The organism is Paenibacillus sp. JNUCC 35, assembly GCF_058269095.1.
The window spans coordinates 3365562-3381783 of sequence record NZ_CM177771.1 but is presented as its reverse complement, the minus strand read 5'-3'; the positions used below and the strand labels follow the sequence as shown (position 1 = coordinate 3381783).

The 16222-nt window shown below is 55.6% G+C and carries 12 protein-coding genes; 9 read left to right on the top strand and 3 right to left on the bottom strand.

All coding sequences use genetic code 11. From position 1 onward, the window contains the following. The first annotated feature begins 45 nt into the window (after positions 1–45). Both AC2TF6_RS15310 and AC2TF6_RS15305 read left to right on the top strand, forming a co-directional pair. Positions 46–1797 carry an ABC transporter ATP-binding protein gene (locus AC2TF6_RS15310; protein ID WP_491307478.1) on the top strand — a complete coding sequence of 584 codons (1752 nt, stop codon included), beginning with the start codon at positions 46–48 and terminating at the stop codon, positions 1795–1797. 196 nt (positions 1798–1993) lie between these two features. Continuing rightward, the gene (locus AC2TF6_RS15305; protein WP_491307477.1) at positions 1994–2797 is read left to right on the top strand and encodes an ABC transporter ATP-binding protein; all 804 of its coding nucleotides are present in this window, start codon (positions 1994–1996) and stop codon (positions 2795–2797) included. Positions 2798–2849: 52 nt separating this feature from the next. Here the strand turns inward: AC2TF6_RS15305 and AC2TF6_RS15300 are convergent, their stop codons facing one another. After that, on the bottom strand, positions 2850–4568 hold the full coding sequence (locus tag AC2TF6_RS15300) for a helix-turn-helix domain-containing protein (protein WP_491307476.1): 1719 nt from the start codon (positions 4566–4568) through the stop codon (positions 2850–2852). Between the two features lie 151 nt (positions 4569–4719). Continuing rightward, entirely contained in the window at positions 4720–5718 is a 999-nt protein-coding gene (locus AC2TF6_RS15295; RefSeq protein ID WP_491307475.1) for an ABC transporter substrate-binding protein, read from the bottom strand. 309 nt (positions 5719–6027) lie between these two features. On the opposite strand from AC2TF6_RS15295, the gene AC2TF6_RS15290 reads away from it, so the two are divergent. The 4 genes from AC2TF6_RS15290 to AC2TF6_RS15275 all read left to right on the top strand — a co-directional run bounded on the left by AC2TF6_RS15290 (position 6028) and on the right by AC2TF6_RS15275 (position 11100). Beyond that, positions 6028–6927, top strand: a complete 900-nt coding sequence (locus AC2TF6_RS15290) for a DMT family transporter (RefSeq protein ID WP_491307474.1) — start codon at positions 6028–6030, stop codon at positions 6925–6927. A 125-nt stretch (positions 6928–7052) separates the two neighbouring features. Next, complete coding sequence (locus tag AC2TF6_RS15285; protein ID WP_491307473.1) at positions 7053–8285, top strand: family 16 glycosylhydrolase; 1233 nt, start codon at positions 7053–7055, stop codon at positions 8283–8285. A gap of 251 nt (positions 8286–8536) precedes the next feature. Next, the gene (locus AC2TF6_RS15280) at positions 8537–9379 is read left to right on the top strand and encodes an aldo/keto reductase (protein WP_491307472.1); all 843 of its coding nucleotides are present in this window, start codon (positions 8537–8539) and stop codon (positions 9377–9379) included. 212 nt (positions 9380–9591) lie between these two features. Then, positions 9592–11100, top strand: coding sequence for a sensor histidine kinase (locus AC2TF6_RS15275; RefSeq protein ID WP_491307471.1), 1509 nt, complete (start codon positions 9592–9594; stop codon positions 11098–11100). A gap of 301 nt (positions 11101–11401) precedes the next feature. Here AC2TF6_RS15275 and AC2TF6_RS15270 read toward each other — a convergent pair whose 3' ends face one another. Then, positions 11402–12556 carry an oxalate decarboxylase family bicupin gene (locus tag AC2TF6_RS15270; RefSeq protein WP_491307470.1) on the bottom strand — a complete coding sequence of 385 codons (1155 nt, stop codon included), beginning with the start codon at positions 12554–12556 and terminating at the stop codon, positions 11402–11404. A 225-nt stretch (positions 12557–12781) separates the two neighbouring features. Here AC2TF6_RS15270 and AC2TF6_RS15265 point away from each other — a divergent pair, with 225 nt between their 5' ends. The 3 genes from AC2TF6_RS15265 to AC2TF6_RS15255 all read left to right on the top strand — a co-directional run bounded on the left by AC2TF6_RS15265 (position 12782) and on the right by AC2TF6_RS15255 (position 16002). After that, positions 12782–13777: a helix-turn-helix transcriptional regulator gene (locus AC2TF6_RS15265; RefSeq protein WP_491307469.1), complete on the top strand. Its 996-nt coding sequence runs from the start codon at positions 12782–12784 to the stop codon at positions 13775–13777. Positions 13778–14111: 334 nt separating this feature from the next. Then, the gene (locus AC2TF6_RS15260) at positions 14112–15317 is read left to right on the top strand and encodes an MFS transporter (RefSeq protein WP_491307468.1); all 1206 of its coding nucleotides are present in this window, start codon (positions 14112–14114) and stop codon (positions 15315–15317) included. A 136-nt stretch (positions 15318–15453) separates the two neighbouring features. Continuing rightward, positions 15454–16002 (top strand): GNAT family N-acetyltransferase, encoded by a 549-nt coding sequence (locus AC2TF6_RS15255; protein WP_491307467.1) that lies wholly within the window; start codon positions 15454–15456, stop codon positions 16000–16002. Positions 16003–16222 lie beyond the last annotated feature (220 nt).

Below are 16222 nucleotides of genomic sequence, written 5' to 3'. Positions count from 1 at the left end.
CCGGCTACTGCCGCCAAGGAAGGTTTACAGAAAGAGAGGTGCTTTATGCTCCGCCGTTTTTTTGCCTATTACAAACCGTACAAAGGCTTGTTTCTGCTCGATTTTAGCTGCGCGATCATAGCCGCCGTACTTGAGCTCGCTTTTCCGCTGGCAGTCAATCGGGTCATCGACGATCTTCTGCCGAGCGGCAAATGGGAATGGATCGCATGGGGGTGCGTAGGCCTTCTCGGCATTTATGTGATCAGCGCCGCCCTGCATTACGTCGTCACTTATTGGGGGCATAAGCTCGGGATCAATATTGAAAGCGATATGCGTACCAAACTGTTTAACCACGTGCAGAAACTTTCTTTCCGTTTCTTCGATAACAACAAGACGGGGCATCTCGTTTCCAGGATGACCAACGATCTCATGGATATCGGGGAGATCGCCCATCACGGGCCGGAGGATTTGTTTATAGCCGTGATGACCCTGGCAGGGGCATTCGGCATTATGCTCGGCATCAACTGGAAACTGGCCGTGTTGACCTTTATTATCGTGCCGGGGATGATCTCGCTTTCGCTTTATTTCAGCCGTAAAATGTCGCTCGCTTTCGATAAGATGTTCGAATCCATTGCGGATTACAACGCCCGGGTGGAGAACAATGTCAGCGGCATCCGCGTCGTTCAAGCTTTTACGAACGAGAACTATGAAATCGCCAAGTTCGCTTCCAACAACGGGCAGTTCAGACGGAGCAAGCTTCTGGCTTACCGGATTATGGCCTGGAATTCATCTATCAGCTATCTGCTGATGAAAATCATTTCCTTGTTCGTTCTATTGTGCGGAACATGGTTTGTGCTGGCGAAACAAATGAGCTACGGCGAATTCATTGCCTTCGTGATGCTTTCGAACGTATTTCTCGGACCGATCAATCAGATCAATTCCGTGATCGAAATGTATCCGAAAGGGATTGCCGGTTTCAAAAGATATCTCGAAATCTTGGGACTTGAACCCGATGTCGCCGATGCTCCGGATGCGCGGGACGTTGACCGGCTTGCGGGAAATATCCGGTATCAGAATGTGAGCTTCGGCTACGAAAACAAGGAGAACGTGCTGAACGGACTGAACCTGTCCATCCGGCCCGGGGAAACGGTCGCTTTCGTCGGCCCTTCGGGCGCGGGCAAAACGACCTTGTGCAGCCTCCTCCCGAGGTTTTACGAAGTGACGGACGGCGCCATCACCATTGACGGCATTGATGTCCGCGAGATGAAGCTGGAGTCGCTGCGCTCCCATATCGGAATCGTCCAGCAAGAAGTGTTCTTGTTCGACGGCACCATCCGCGAAAATATCGCCTACGGCAAGCTGGGGGCTTCCGACGGAGAAATCCGGGAGGCAGCGAAAAGAGCCCAGCTCGAAGAGCTGATCCTATCCCTGCCCGAAGGGCTGGATACGCGGATCGGCGAACGGGGAGTGAAGCTCTCCGGCGGACAGAAGCAGCGGCTTTCCATCGCACGCATGTTTTTGAAAAATCCGCCGATCTTGATTCTCGACGAGGCGACTTCGGCGCTGGATAGCGAGACCGAAGCGGTCATTCAGGAAGCGCTCTGGGAGCTTTCGAAAGGACGGACGACGCTCATTATCGCACACAGGCTCGCTACGGTGAAGCATGCCGACCGGATCGTCGTGGTCACGAAGGAGGGCATCGCCGAACAGGGAAGCCACGAAGAGCTGCTTGCCGGAGGCGGTGCCTACAGCAAGCTGTATGCGGCGCAATTCGGCGCCGAGCTGCTTAACAAGCTCGGAAGTGCAGTGCCGGGTTAAGAACGGGCTGCCGGAACTGTTTGAGATCACGCTTCGCGTTCTTGCCCGCTGAGCCCCGGAGCTGCAAGCGCAAGCTTTATCCGGAGGCATACGTCTCATTGTTTTACATAAAGATCAGGCGAGAGCTCACAGGAATACAGGGAAGGACGCTGGCCGTCTCCTATACGGAAAGGCAAAACCAAGGAGGGAATATCGGATGACGTTAGTACAGGAAAGGCTGCATACATCCAGCCTGCATATCGGTTACGGGGATCTCAGTATCGTGAACGATCTGAATATTTCCATCCCGCAGGGTAAAATAACCGCGCTGGTAGGCGCGAACGGTTCCGGGAAGTCGACCATCCTGAAAACGATGGCACGGCTCATGAAACCGGCCTCGGGCGGCGTGCTGCTCGACGGGGTGTCGATCCACAGCAAATCTACGCGGGAAGTGGCCAAAGATCTGGCCATTCTGCCGCAGAATCCGTCGGCGCCTGCCGGATTGACGGTTACGGAGCTGGTCGCTTACGGCAGGTATCCCCACCAGACCGGCTTCGGCACGGTTAGTTCGGAGGATAAGCGCGTGATCGGCTGGGCTTTGGAAGTAACGGGGATGATGCCGTTCCACGCAAGACCCGTGGATCAGCTTTCCGGCGGGCAGAGGCAGCGCGCCTGGATCGCCATGGCGCTCGCCCAGCAGACCGATATTCTCTTCCTGGACGAACCGACGACTTTTCTTGATATGGCCCACCAGCTTGAAGTTCTTCAACTGCTGCATAAGCTGAACAGCGAGGAGAAGAGAACGATTGTCATGGTGATTCACGATCTGAATCACGCTTCCCGGTACGCCCAGCATATCGTGGCCATCAAATCCGGCAGCGTGATATGCGAAGGCTCCCCCGTTGACGTGATGAACCAAGATATGCTGCGCGAAGTGTTCTCGATTCATGCGGACATCGTTGCCGACCCGCGTACGGGGGTTCCGCTGTGCCTGCCGTATGAACTGGCGCCGGAGGCGTGACAAGGCCCTGTACAAAACAAAACCTGCCGATCCATTGCGATCGGCAGGTTTTTCAGCTTTCTTCCGGCTTAGGGCCGGGGCGAACGCCGCCATGAGCGGGTACGGGCTGCTCTTTGCCGAGCAGACGGGGGAGTTCGTCGAGGAATTTCTCCGTCGTCGTGGCGTCGGCGAAATTCCACTCGTCCGCTTCGACTGCGTAGCAGCAGCCGCGGCGGACTGCGGGAAGCTCCATCCAGAGCGGAGACTTCATTAACTCGGCGGCGGCGGTGCGGCATTCGGCATCTGCGGGGAGCAGCATAAATATCCGGTCGCCCGCATAATCTTTCATTTCTTCCGGCAGAAGTTCGAGATAAGACAGTTTCTTATCGAGGAGCCTGCGCGTCCTGCCCGCAGGCCGGAAACCGTCCGGATGGTAGAGCATGGAGGACAGCCCGATGGTGCCCATCACAAAAAAGCGGTCTCTTGCAAATGTAAACACGGATGCAGTCTCGTCCGGCTGCAGTGAGGCCCGAAGCCCGCTCCACATGGCGGCGGCTTTCTTCTCATAGCGGGCGAGCCAATTTTCCGCTTCCCGGCGTCTGCCGAGAATTGTCCCCAGCAGCTCGATCCGCTCGTCAAGCGGGGCGAATGAGTCAAACGTGAGCGTGGGGGCGATCGCGCGAAGCGTGTCATACTGCGATTCGTCTTCGCTGGAGACGATGATAAGGTCGGGCTTCAGCGCCTCGGTAACAGCAGGATTGATCGGGAAGCCGATATCCTTGACGGGAGACTTCAGGCGGCCGGACTGATGAATCCACGGATAGCCTCCGCCTATGGCTTCCACGCCGAGAACGGCGAGATCGCCGAATGTTTCCCCGTGGTAAATGACCCGGCGGGGGAGCGCCGGAATCTCGACCTCATGACCCGTCCAGTCTTTAATCCGGGTCCGCTTTTGCACAGATTGGCTGTATTGTCTCGGTGTAATGCCGGTCAGCTGCCGGAAGCGCCGGTTGAAGTAATATTCGTCGGCAAAGCCGACCCGTCTCGCGATTTCCCGCAGAGGTTCCCGTGTAGACTGAAGCCATTCCTTGGCTTTCTCGATTCTAAGCTCATTCAGGTAATCCAAGGGCTTTTTCCCGGTCAGCTCTTGAAAGATCGTGCTGTATTGCCAGTGGGGGACACGGGCCTGCTCAGCCAGAAATTTTACCGTAATGGGCCGCCTGTAATGCTCCTGAATGTAGCGGATGCTGTTCTCCACCGCGTGTGTGCAGCTTGAAGGTTCGGGGCTGTTCACGTTGTGTTCCAGCAGGAATCCCATCAATTCCTGAAACTGCAGCTGCCGGTAAAAGTGCTGAAGTTCTCCGGATGGGTCGGATTCCGTCAGCAGATCGGCAAAACGCACGGCTCTCGCGAAAGGATAGACGGACCATTCCACGCGGCCCCGAACGAGCGGTTTCAGGTATAAAGCCGTATGGGAGCCTTTGCAGTAAACTATCCGGCACGTGATACGGTAGTACGTCAGGCACCGGTCACTGTCCATCCTAAGCCGGTAGGAAGTCCCGGGCGGGATCATGTAGCATTTGTCGGGAGTGCAGAAGAAAGTTTCATCCGCCACTCTCAGCGTGCCGGTGCCGGCGCTGATGAGCAGAAGAGTATGTATATCCGGTTTTTCGCCCGCGTCAACGTCGGGCCCTGCAGCCGGTTCACAGGTACCGGGCATGATTTTATCGGCAGCCGCGAATTGGAACAGGAGAGAACGGACAGGAAGAGAGCCAGACTCGGAAGGGACCATGATATCACATCCTATTTGAAATTGATAATCATTATCAATAAAATTCATTGTAACTAAAACAAAGAAGCTTTTCAACAGGGGTTGAAAGCTTCTTTTTGAATGAACCGCTGAGTTGTTACGCTGCGGAAGGGCGTATGCCGTCAGAGCAGGCTTATTTTTTGAGCAGAACCGGAATTTCGTTCAACAGCCATTCCCGTGTAGCGGCGTCGCTGCCGGATTTGAGAATGTCAAGCGTGTAGACGTGTCCGTTCTTCACGGCCGGAAGATCGAGCCAGATCCGACTTTTCAGAAGCTCTTCCGTCGACTGCTGCGCTTCTTTGGCTACCGGGGTCAGAATAAAAATCCGGTCCCCGGCTACTTGGGGGAGAACCTCCGGCGAAATTTGCCTGAAACCCGCTTTCTCGTCCAGCACTTCGCGGATCGGCGGAGTCGGCACGAATCCGTTCTTGTCGTAGAGAACCTGGGAAAGTCCCGTGCTTGCCATCACAAACAACCGGTTGCCGGGATAATAAGTGAAAACGGAGGCTGTCTCGCCGGGTTTTATTCCCGCGTCATGCAGGGTCTTCCACATCGCTTCCGAACGTGTTTCGTAATCGGCCAGCCATTTTTCCGCCTCCGGCTTTTTACCCAGAAGATCGCCGAGCAGAAGAAGCCGTTCCTTCATGGGCAGGAACGTATTGAACATGAGCGTAGGCGCGATTTTGCTTAACTGCTCGTATTCTTTCTCGTCGGTACTGCCCGTGAGAATAAGATCCGGGCCCAGCTCCAGCACTTTCTCCAGGTTAATGGGAGAACCGATGTCCGTAATGGTTTTATGCTTGTCCGCATATACCGTGCCTGTGAGCCAGGTGGTTGCCGTCCCGATGGCCTGCACGCCCAGTGCGTCCAGATCGCTGAACGTCTCCCCGTAAAAAATGACCTTCTTGGCGGCGGCCGGAATTTCGGCCGTATGCCCTTTGTAATCCGTAACCTTGCGGGGAGAGGCGGCGGATTTATCGGCAGCGGCGGTATGGGCGCCGGCAGGATTCGCGGTTTGTTGGCTTGCGGTATCGCCGGTTTTCTGTGAACCGGAGCCGGCGCATCCGCTTAATAAAGCGGCGCTTAGTATCGCAGTGAAAAATAAGGTAGAAACAGGTCGTGCCAAGTTCATGAGTCGGTCAGCCTCCATCGGTCTTATATAACGATAATGATTCTCATTATCGCTTGCTGTTATCTTATCGTACCCGTATGCGGCCGACAATGGACAAATCCGTGACGCGGCTTTTGATTTTGTGCAAAAACGACGGCGAAGTCTGATGCACGTTCTGCTGAAAAAGAATGCCGGCTCATTTTAAATCGCAAGCGGATGAGCAAGCGGCCGGATAATCGCATTCATCCTTCACATCCATTCTTCGGTCCCCATCTAACCGTATCTGTGCTAAGATTTTCTCAATGAACGAATGGGAGAGGGGAAAACAGGATGAACCCGATAAAATTTGGCAGTCTTGTCGTTACAGCCACGCTGCTTATGGGGTCTTCGTTTGCGGTCGGCAAAATGGGACTCGCCTACGTTTCGCCGCTGCTGCTTGTGGGAGTCCGTTTTACGCTGGCCGGGGCCCTGATGGCCCTATGGGTTTTGGGTACGAGAAGGCGAATGCCGCAGACGGCCGCCGGGTGGGGACGGATCGCCTTGATCGGCCTTTTTCAGACAACGGGAGTGATGGCGTGCATTTTTCTGAGCCTGAGAACCATTTCCGCCGGAGAGTCGTCGCTGCTAACCTTTGTGAATCCGCTGCTGGTCGTGCTGCTGGGCACTCTTTTTCTCGGGATGAAGTATCGGTGGTCCCAGTGGGCCGGCGTAGGGGTCGGATTTCTGGGAGTCGCCGTGACGCTCGGGTTCCAACTGGATTTTAAAACAGGCACCCTGTTCGGGCTGGGTTCCGCAGTATTCTGGGCGGCCGCGACGCTGCTCGTCAAACGCTGGAGCGCTTCTTTCGATATTTGGGTCATGACCGCTTTTCAAATGCTGGCGGGCGGACTGGCGCTGCTTATACTCGGCCTGCTAGTGGAAAAGCCGCTTTTTGTGCTGAATGCGGATTCGCTATGGATCATTCTGTATCTCGCGGTTCTGGGCTCCATTGTGCAGTTTGCGGCCTGGTATTATCTGCTGAGCAGGGGAGATCCCGGAAAGACGAGCGCGTTTCTTTTTCTCGCCCCGTTCTTCGGCGTGCTTTCGGGCTGGCTGCTGCTGGGCGAGACCGTCCGCTCTTATGTGTACGGAGGAGGTCTGCTGATTCTGGCCGGTATCTTCCTCGTAAACTGGGCGCCTGCCCGAACCGGTGCCGGGTCGTCCCGTTTTGAAAAAGATCATTCCGCCTGATCAGCGGAGCCTATGGCTCGAAAACCAAAAAATGGAGAATAAACCTGTAATCCGGAACCTGTTTTAAAGGGCGGGAAGGCGGTATGATGAACACGGGATCGCAATTAGGAAAAGGGGGATCATGGATGATGAACCGCAAGCGGCTTTCCTTGCTCTTGTCCGTATTTCTGCTTCTCAGTCTCTTCTCGTCCTTTGTGTTCAGCCGGACCGCCGGAGCTTCTTCAGCCAGCGATTGGGTGCCGGTCTGGAGCGATGAATTCAACGGCCCGAACGGGTCGGGACCGAATTCTTCGAAGTGGAATCTGGAAACCGGAGCCGGCGGCTGGGGAAATAACGAGCTGCAGCACTATACCAACCGCACGTCCAACGCTTATCAGGAAAACGGAAATCTGGTCATTCAGGCTTTAAAAGAAAACTATAACGGCTCGGGTTACACATCCGCACGCCTCACGACGCAAAATAAATTCAACCTCAAATACGGGCGGGTTGAAATGCGCGCCAAGCTGCCTTACGGGAAAGGAATCTGGCCCGCTTTCTGGATGCTCGGCAAAGACATCGGCACTGTAGGCTGGCCCGCCAGCGGCGAGATCGACATTATGGAGTATGTCGGCGCTCTGGAACCGAACCGCGCGTACGGCACTTTGCACGGACCGGGCTATTCCGGCTGCTGCGGCCTCTCCGGTTCGTATCTGCATCCGCAGAATTTGAGCAATGACTACCACACGTTCGCTTTGGAGTGGGAGCCCGGCGTGTTCAAGTGGTTCGTGGACGGCAAGCTGTTTCACACGAGAACGCTGGCGGACGCAGGCACGAATGCCTGGGTGTTCGACAAGGAATTTTTCTTCCTGCTGAACCTCGCTGTGGGAGGCAACTGGCCGGGTTACCCCGACGGCACGACAGTCTTCCCGCAAAAATATTACATCGACTATGTCCGTGTATGGCAGCGCGCGGGAGGCTATAACGTCGTTGCCCTGAAATCGGAAGCGAACGGAAAATACGTGACCGCCGAACATGCAGGCGCCAGCCCGCTGATCGCCCGTTCCCAGACCGTCAGCGGCTGGGAGAAGTTCGAGCTGGTCGACCTCGGCGGCGGTAAGGTCGCCCTGAGAGCGCTTATCAACAACCGGTACGTTTCCGCCGACAATGCGGGAGGAAGCCCGCTCATTGCGAACCGGGAAACGATCGGCACCTGGGAGACTTTCGAGCTCGGTAAGACGGCGGACGGCAAGCAGACGTTAAAAGCGCTGGCGAACAACCAATATGTGTGCGCCGACAACGAAGGCGCGAGCCCGCTGATCGCGAACCGCGCCACGGCCAGCAAGTGGGAGAGCTTCGTATTGGTGAAGCAGAATCCGTAAGCGGCCGCTCTCCGGCCAAACGCCAGGCAATGACAGGAGTTTCCTTTGGGTAAAGGAGGCTCCTGTCTTTTTTTGTACCGGAAAGCTGGCAAGAAGCGAATACCGCAAGCCCGGACCGGGGTACTTCCGAGTGCCTAAGGCGCGCAAAAGCACCTATCGAACTTTAAAGTGCTTACTTCACGAAAGAGTAAGCAGGGCGCATAATAGGATATGCTACATTTTAAGCCTACACAACAGGAGGTCATCCGAGAATGACTAAACATCTGCAAGATACAACTACTCTTCACAACGGAGTTAAAATGCCTTGGCTCGGTCTCGGCGTTTTTAAAGTAGAGGAAGGCCCCGAATTGGTAGAAGCGGTTAAAACGGCTATCAAAAACGGGTACCGGAGTATCGATACGGCCGCCGTATACGGCAACGAGGAAGGGGTCGGCCAAGGAATCAGGGAAGGTCTGGCCGAAACGGGCCTTTCCCGGGAAGAGCTTTTCGTCACTTCGAAAGTCTGGAATGCGGACCAGGGTTACGAGGCTGCTCTCCAGGCGTTTGAAGTCAGCCTGCGGAAGCTCGGCCTGGACTACCTCGATTTGTACCTGATCCACTGGCCGGTCCAAGGGAAATACAAAGACACGTGGCGCGCTCTTGAAGCCATTTACGAGTCGGGCAAAGTCCGGTCTATCGGAGTCAGCAACTTCCATGTCCATCATTTGCAGGATCTTCTGCAGGACGCGAAGATCAAGCCGATGGTCGACCAGGTCGAATTTCATCCGTGCTTGACCCAGGAAGAGCTGCGGGCTTACTGCCGCGAACAGGGAATCCAGTTTGAAGCGTGGTCTCCGCTTATGCAGGGCGAGTTGCTGGATAACGAGGTTTTGAAGACCATTGCGGGCCGTCACGGCAAATCCGTCGCGCAGGTTATTCTGAGATGGGATCTGCAAAACGGCGTGGTGACAATCCCGAAATCGACGAAAGAGCACCGCATTATCGAAAACGCAAGCGTGTTCGATTTCGAGCTGACGGTGGATGAAATGAGCCGGATCAGCGACTTGAACGAAAATAAAAGAGTCGGTCCGGACCCGGACAACTTTGATTTCTAAGCGTGAATTTTGCTCAAAACTCGAGCGGATCAGTGCCGTCCCGATGCTTTGCCGTCCGGCTTATGCACCGGGACCCAGATGCTGTGCAGTTCCTAAAAGCCGTCCTTGGACGGCTTTTTTGCGTTTCGGCTCCCCGGGAGCAATTTTTAGGTTCTATTAAGTTGCTTTTAAGATTCGGAGAGGATAATCAAGGAAAAACCCTGGAGGAAGCTATGTCTATACGCATGCGGCTTACTTTGTTATATTCGGGTATTCTTTCCGCTACACTGCTGCTGTTCGGCATTGTCCTGTACAGCTTTCTGCAGATTTATTTTATTAATGACCTTAAAGATTCGCTCAGAGAGCAGACGGATGTGCTGCAGGAGAGTGTCACCTATAAGCTTAAGGTTGATCCCCTGGGCTCCGATCTGGACATTCAGCTCGACCATGTCGATACCGTCCAGTCGGGCATGTACCTGCAGCTTGTCAATTTGATCAACGGCGATAAGGCGAGGACGCGGAATTTGGGCCAGGTGGAACTGCCGTTCTCCAAAGATACCGCCGGTAAAAAAACGGAGGGCTACTACATTACCGAAGAGGTCCAGCAATCGCCGTTTCTCATCTACAATCAGCCGCTGCTGCTGAACGGGAAGCTCGTAGGCGTACTGCAATCCGCCTATAATATCGGCTTGATCGATAAATTTCTGTCCATACTCCGGCTTGTGCTGATTCTGCTCTCTCTGGTGATCGTCTGCATGGCCTCGTTCATGGGCTGGCTCTCCTCCAAGCGGGCGCTGAAGCCCGTATACGCCTTGATTGAGGCGACCCGCCAAATTCAGAAAAGCGACGATCTCGGCAACCGGATCGCCGTTAAACCGACGGGAGACGAAGTCAGCCTGCTGGGGACGACCATCAACGGCATGCTGGAACGCATCCAGCATATGTACGGAGAACTGGACAAGTCCTACATGACCCAGCGGAGGTTTGTGGCAGACGCCTCCCACGAATTAAGAACGCCTTTGACGACGATAAGCGGCAATGCGGAATTTTTACAAAAGGCCTGGCTGTCGTTCCGGCAGGCTCCGGAGCAGAGAATAGACAAGGACCAATTGGAACTGTCTATCGAAGCCATTCACGATATTGCCGACGAGGCCGGCCGGATGGGAAGGCTGGTGCATAATCTGCTGACTTTGGCGCGTGCCGATTCGGGGCTTCATCTGAGAAAGGACAGGCTGAGCATAGGCTCCGTCGTCCAGGATGTCATCCGCAAATCCCAGGTGCTTGCGAAATCCGCCGAGTTTCAAGCCGGTCCACTGGAGGGTCTGGAATCTTTGCAGATTGTGGGCGACAGGGATTACCTGCAGCAGCTTTTGTTTATTTTCGTGGAAAATGCCTTCAAGTATACCGAAAACGGCTGTGTGAGGTTCTTCGCAAGGGCGGCGGGAGAAAATGCGGAGCTTATTATCGAAGACACCGGAATCGGCATGGACGAAGCGGATATTCCGCATATCTTCGACCGGTTTTACCGGGCCGATCCTTCAAGAGGCGAAACGCCGGGGACCGGACTCGGCTTGTCGATCGCGAAATGGATCCTGGAGGAACATCACGGTACCGTCGAAATCCGAAGCCGCCGGAATGAAGGAACCCGTTTTACGATCCGGCTTCCGGTCGTGCCCGCTATCCGTGAGGAAGGAAGAATGCCCGCCTTGAGTGAAGCTGCTTCCGCCCGGATCGACGGATAATCAGTGTTCTAAACGGGAAAAGCCGCTGAAGCTTCAGCGGCCTTTTTTTGCGCGAATTGCAGTAAGGGCTGTCATATGATTAATGCCATTAATGAAAATGATTAATGACGTTAATTGAATCGGACCTTTGTCTTATCCGGCCACAGGCTTACATGAAGCGTGTCTTGACCGTCAGCGGTGCAATCGAGGACAATACCGTCCCGGCGGTTCGCCGCATCCCCTTCGGCTGCGGTATGAAGGGAGACCGCATAACTTTCCGGGTCGATGCCAAGGGCATTTAAGACACCGGCCGGAAACACGATCAGACAACGGGCCGCTTCCGTTTGCGCAGCGAGTCGAGCAATTCCGGTCCCACGTGCAGGTTATCGCGGACCAGGTCCCGCGGAGTCAGCGCCATCCACTGGTTAAGCGAGACGTCCTCGAACCGGTCGCTTTTGAACATTTCCAGAAACCAGACGGTCTCTTCGCCCGTGTTCTGGATATAGTGGCCGTAGGCGAACGGGACGTAGCCGACATCGCCCGCCCGGTAGTCGAAGGTGCGGGCGGAGCCGTTCCCGCCGAAGACGGTCATCCGTGCCTGGCCGGACAGGTAGTACTGCCATTCGTCCTGGTTGGGATGCCAGTGCAGCTCGCGCATGGCGCCGGGCTTCAGCTCGACCAGGGCGGCGGCAACCGTTACGGAGACGGGGAAGTTGGAGGAATCCACGACCCGCACGCTGCCCCCGGGCATGACCGTCGGCGTTTGCGCAAGAAGCCTGTGCTTGAAGCTCCGGGGAATTGCGCCGTAGGGGGACTCGATTTCCTGGGAGGCAATAGAGCCGGGAACTTTGTCCTGGAAAATATATACCTGCCCGGACGGTATGTTCTCGAAAGCGCTCTCGTCCACTCCGAAATTAGCCGCGAGAACGTCCGGGGGCGTGTGGGCGAACCAGTCCGATATGGACAAGGTGTTGAGATCGGAAAAGCTCCCGTCGTCGAAGACGAGCAGAAATTCACACCCCTCCTCCAGTCCCTGGATGGAATGGGGAATACCCGGCGGGAAATACCACAGATCGCCTTCGCCCACATCGTCGATGAAATTGCGGCCTTTCTCGTCCACCGCCGTAATTCTCGCTTTTCCCGTGAGCATGTACGCCCACTCGGCCTGCTGGTGCCAGTGCAGCTCGCGCACGCCGCCGGGGGTCAGACGCATATCGACGCCTGCAAGCGTCTTGGCGACGGGAAGCTCGCGGACCGTAACTTCACGGGACCAGCCTCCGTGGTTCAGCTGCATATGAGCATCCGAGAACGAGAATTTCATGTTCGGGATCAGACCCGCATCGGTAGCGGGAGGGACCAGCATGTTCGGATTTTCCAGATCGCGCAAAATATCGCGCGGACCGGGGTCGGTGGCTCCCGCACCGTCGGCCCGGATGGGCTGGGGGATTTGAAAGTCTTCTTTTACCGGCTTGCTCATGACATCCGCTCCTTCGTTCAGGCGAAGAGGTATCTCGCCAAGCTTATCAAGCCTATACATATGCGGCACCGTTTGTCCGGTAGATATAAAATTGCCACAGGATTGCCCTGTATGGCGGAAGCCGTTTAGCTGCGGGGTTGCAAAAGAAGCGGAAATTTCCTACAATGAACACAAAACTTTATTGATAATAATTCTCAATTATAAGATCGAAAGGGGGAAGCGCTTATGCCGTCGGCCATACAAATCGATAGGATGCATGATTATTTCGACCGTTTTTCCGAGCATATGGAGGGGCAGATTTCCGGCAGCGGCGGGGAGCGGACGCTTCTGCTTTCTCCGAGGCTGGGAGAGGGGACTCTGACCCGGATTCCCATTAGAACGGGTATGGAAATTGTCATTTCGGATTTCGAATTAATCCGTGATCTTAAAGTGCAGGTTCACGGGTCTTACAGCCTGTTCGAGCTGAACTATTGTCTGGAAGGGGACATTTACTGCGCCTGGGAAGGAAACGAGCTGCAAACCGGCAGTCTCAGCGGCAATGTCTTTTTTATGGAGAATATGAACGTGTATATGGAGAAAAAAGGCGGCGTCCGCAACCGGACGCTGGAAATCCGGCTGCATCCCGAGCTGCTGCTCCGCTGTGCGAGAGGGCCCGAAGAGACGGAGCAGATTCGTCATCTGCTCTCGCGCAGCCGGGGCAGGATCGGAAGGTTTACGGATACACCGCTTATCCGGCAGGGGGTCAGGGATCTTTTGCAGTCCGGACGTCTGGGGAGCATGCGCAGATGGTACGCGGAGAGTAAAGCGATGGAGCTGATCGCGCTGATCAGTCAGCCGGAAGACGACGACGCCAAGGAAGCTCCGGGGATCAGCTTGACACCGGACGACCGGAACCGCCTGTCGGAGGCGAGAAGGCACGTGCTGGACCGGCTGGATAGTCCGCCTTCTATCCCGGAGCTGGCACGGCTGTGCGGAGTCAATGAATACAAGCTGAAAAAAGGCTTTCGCTCGTTGTTCGGCACGACCGTTTATGAACTGGTACGCAGAGAACGGATGAAGAGAGCGGCCGAATATATGGACCGGGGAATGAATGTGAGCGAAGCGGCCGTTCAGCTCGGTTATGCGAACATGAGTAATTTCACGGCTGCGTTCCGGAAACAGTTCGGTTTGAATCCGGGGCAATATCTAAAACAAGCCAATCAAGAACGAGTCCGTTTGTGAGGCTGGCGGAGGAATGTGTTTGGCCGTTATTGTCCATGGCTGACTTTCCGAGTAAAGCTTGTTGTCCCCTGTTCGGCCGGTACAGCTCCCTATGTGCGCCTTAACCCGGTACTCGGCGGACCACTGGCGTAACCCAGGCAGATCAGGTGCCAAAGCAGCTTCCTATCAGAATTGCCTGTAACGATCCCCTTGCCGCCTGCGGCAAAGGGATTTTTGCCGTACCTGCTCCTTCAACAGGCAAAATTGCTTCGCCGGCAGGTAGCGGGTTTTTCCGGGCTTGAACGATAATGAAAAACGTACGAATGCCGTTCGACCGGGAAAGGAGACAAAGTCTATGAAAAAACGGTTTCTGCTTATTTTTTTGACCGTGCTGGCCGCTATGACTTCAATCGCGACGTTTAATCCGATCCTCGGGCTGTTAGCCAGAAGTATGGGGCTGAGTGAAATCCAGACCGGCAGTCTGGTATCGGTAACGGGCTTGTTCTGGATCACGGGGACGTTCTTGTGGGCAAAATGGGCGCGAACGGGCCGGAAGCTGGTGATGATTACCGCCCTGCTCGGTTATATTGTGACCCTGGCGGCGTTTGCCGTCCTATCCGACCTCGCCCGCAGCGGGGATCATAACCCCGCCTGGCTCTACATTCAACTGCTGTTCCTGCGCGCGGCCGGAGGTTTCTTCTTCGGAGCGATTCCCGCTATGGCGCAGAGCTATCTCATGGAGTGGACGACGGCGGAAAACCGCGCTTCCGGAATGGCGCTGTTCGGAGGGGCGAACGGGCTCGGCTTCGTCCTCGGACCCGCGCTCGGCGCCTTGTTGACGCCAGTCGGTCTTACGGCGCCGATGTATGCTTCCGCCGTGCTGCTGGCACTGACGGCGGCCGCATTCTGGCTGATGATTCCCGGCGGCCGGCCGGCGGTTGCAAGTACCCGCGCCGGCAAGCTGTCGGCCGCCGACCCGAGAATTTCGCTGTACCTGTCGATCGGGCTGACCTTGTCCATCGTCATGATTATTCTTCAGGTGACCTGCGGCATTTTCATCCAGGACCGCTTGTCCGTCACTTCAGAGGCCGCCGCGCGGTACATCGGCCTCGGGCTTTCGTCGGCGGGGGTGCTCGTGGTCGTCATTCAGCTGCTGATCGGCCGCTATCTGAAGTGGCCGACGGGCAGGCTCCTCAAGATCGGCCTGTCGGCCCTGTGCGCGGCCTTTCTGCTGTTCCTGCTCTGGCCCGCGATGTACCTGCTTGTTTTCCTCCTGTTCGGCATCGGTATCGGGTTTACGCTTCCCGGTTACATTACGGCGGCATCGCTCGCGGTCACAGAGGAGGAGCAGCCGTCCGTCGCTTCCTTCACGGCGGCGGTACAAGGCGTCGGCTCGTTTGCGGGACCGTTGACGGGAACGCTGCTCTACTCCCTGCACACATCGGTCCCTTATGCCGTCTGTGCGCTGCTGACAGCCGTGATTGTCCTCGCTGTATGGGCCCGGACCCGCCCGGGCGCTTTCCGCCAAGCTGCTTCCGCTCCGTCCGACCGGACCCATTAAAGGCTCGCGCTTAGGCAGCCCGTTCCTCTAATCCCGTCCTTACCGCCACCGGCTGTTAGAAATGCCGCCGCCGGTTATGGTACAATCACGTAGCCGGACGAGACGGCAATTATACAAGCTGAAATAGAGGTGCCTTATGCCGAATATGATTCTCCTAAACGATCAGGTAAGTCCTGAAATCAAAGCGAGTATAGCCGGAGCGGAAGAATATCCGGAAATTGAGCGGCTGATGGTGGAGACCGCGAAATGGCTGCGGAGCAAAGGATCGACCCAGTGGTCGGGACTGCTGTCGGGCAGTGACGATCACGATATGGCGGGGGCTTTGGAACGCGAAGAGGTGGTTGTGTTCAAAGCAGCGGAAGGCACCCTTCTGGCGTGCGCGATTCTCCAGCAGGAAGCGGAGGACTGGGACCGCAAACTATGGCGGCTGCCCCCCGGGGAGTCCGGCACGGCAATTTATCTTCACCGGCTGACCGTTAACCGCGGGCAAGCGGGCAGAAGCCTGGGCAAAACGGTGATGGACTGGATCCGGCAGGAAATGTCGTTTCCGGGCAAAGACCGGATTCGTCTGGACTGTATCAGCAGCAACGAGACCTTAAACGCCTTTTACAAAACGTGCGGCTACACGTATATCGGCGAGTCGGACGGATTCAGCCTGTACGAAAACATGCTGCCCGTGCGCTGAATATCCCGCTTTCGTTCCCGTCCTCCAAAAGGGCGGGAGCTTTTTTTATTGGCTATTCGGAATATGTGGTGGAATAGCTCTCGATGACATTATACGATAAAATCGGATTATTATGGTGGAAAATTCTTTTTATAGTGAAATATAGGTAGGATAATTCCTCATTTTGTAGTGTCAAAAGGTAGGTGTAGTGACAATGTTTTTACGTCGTAAAGTGATGACT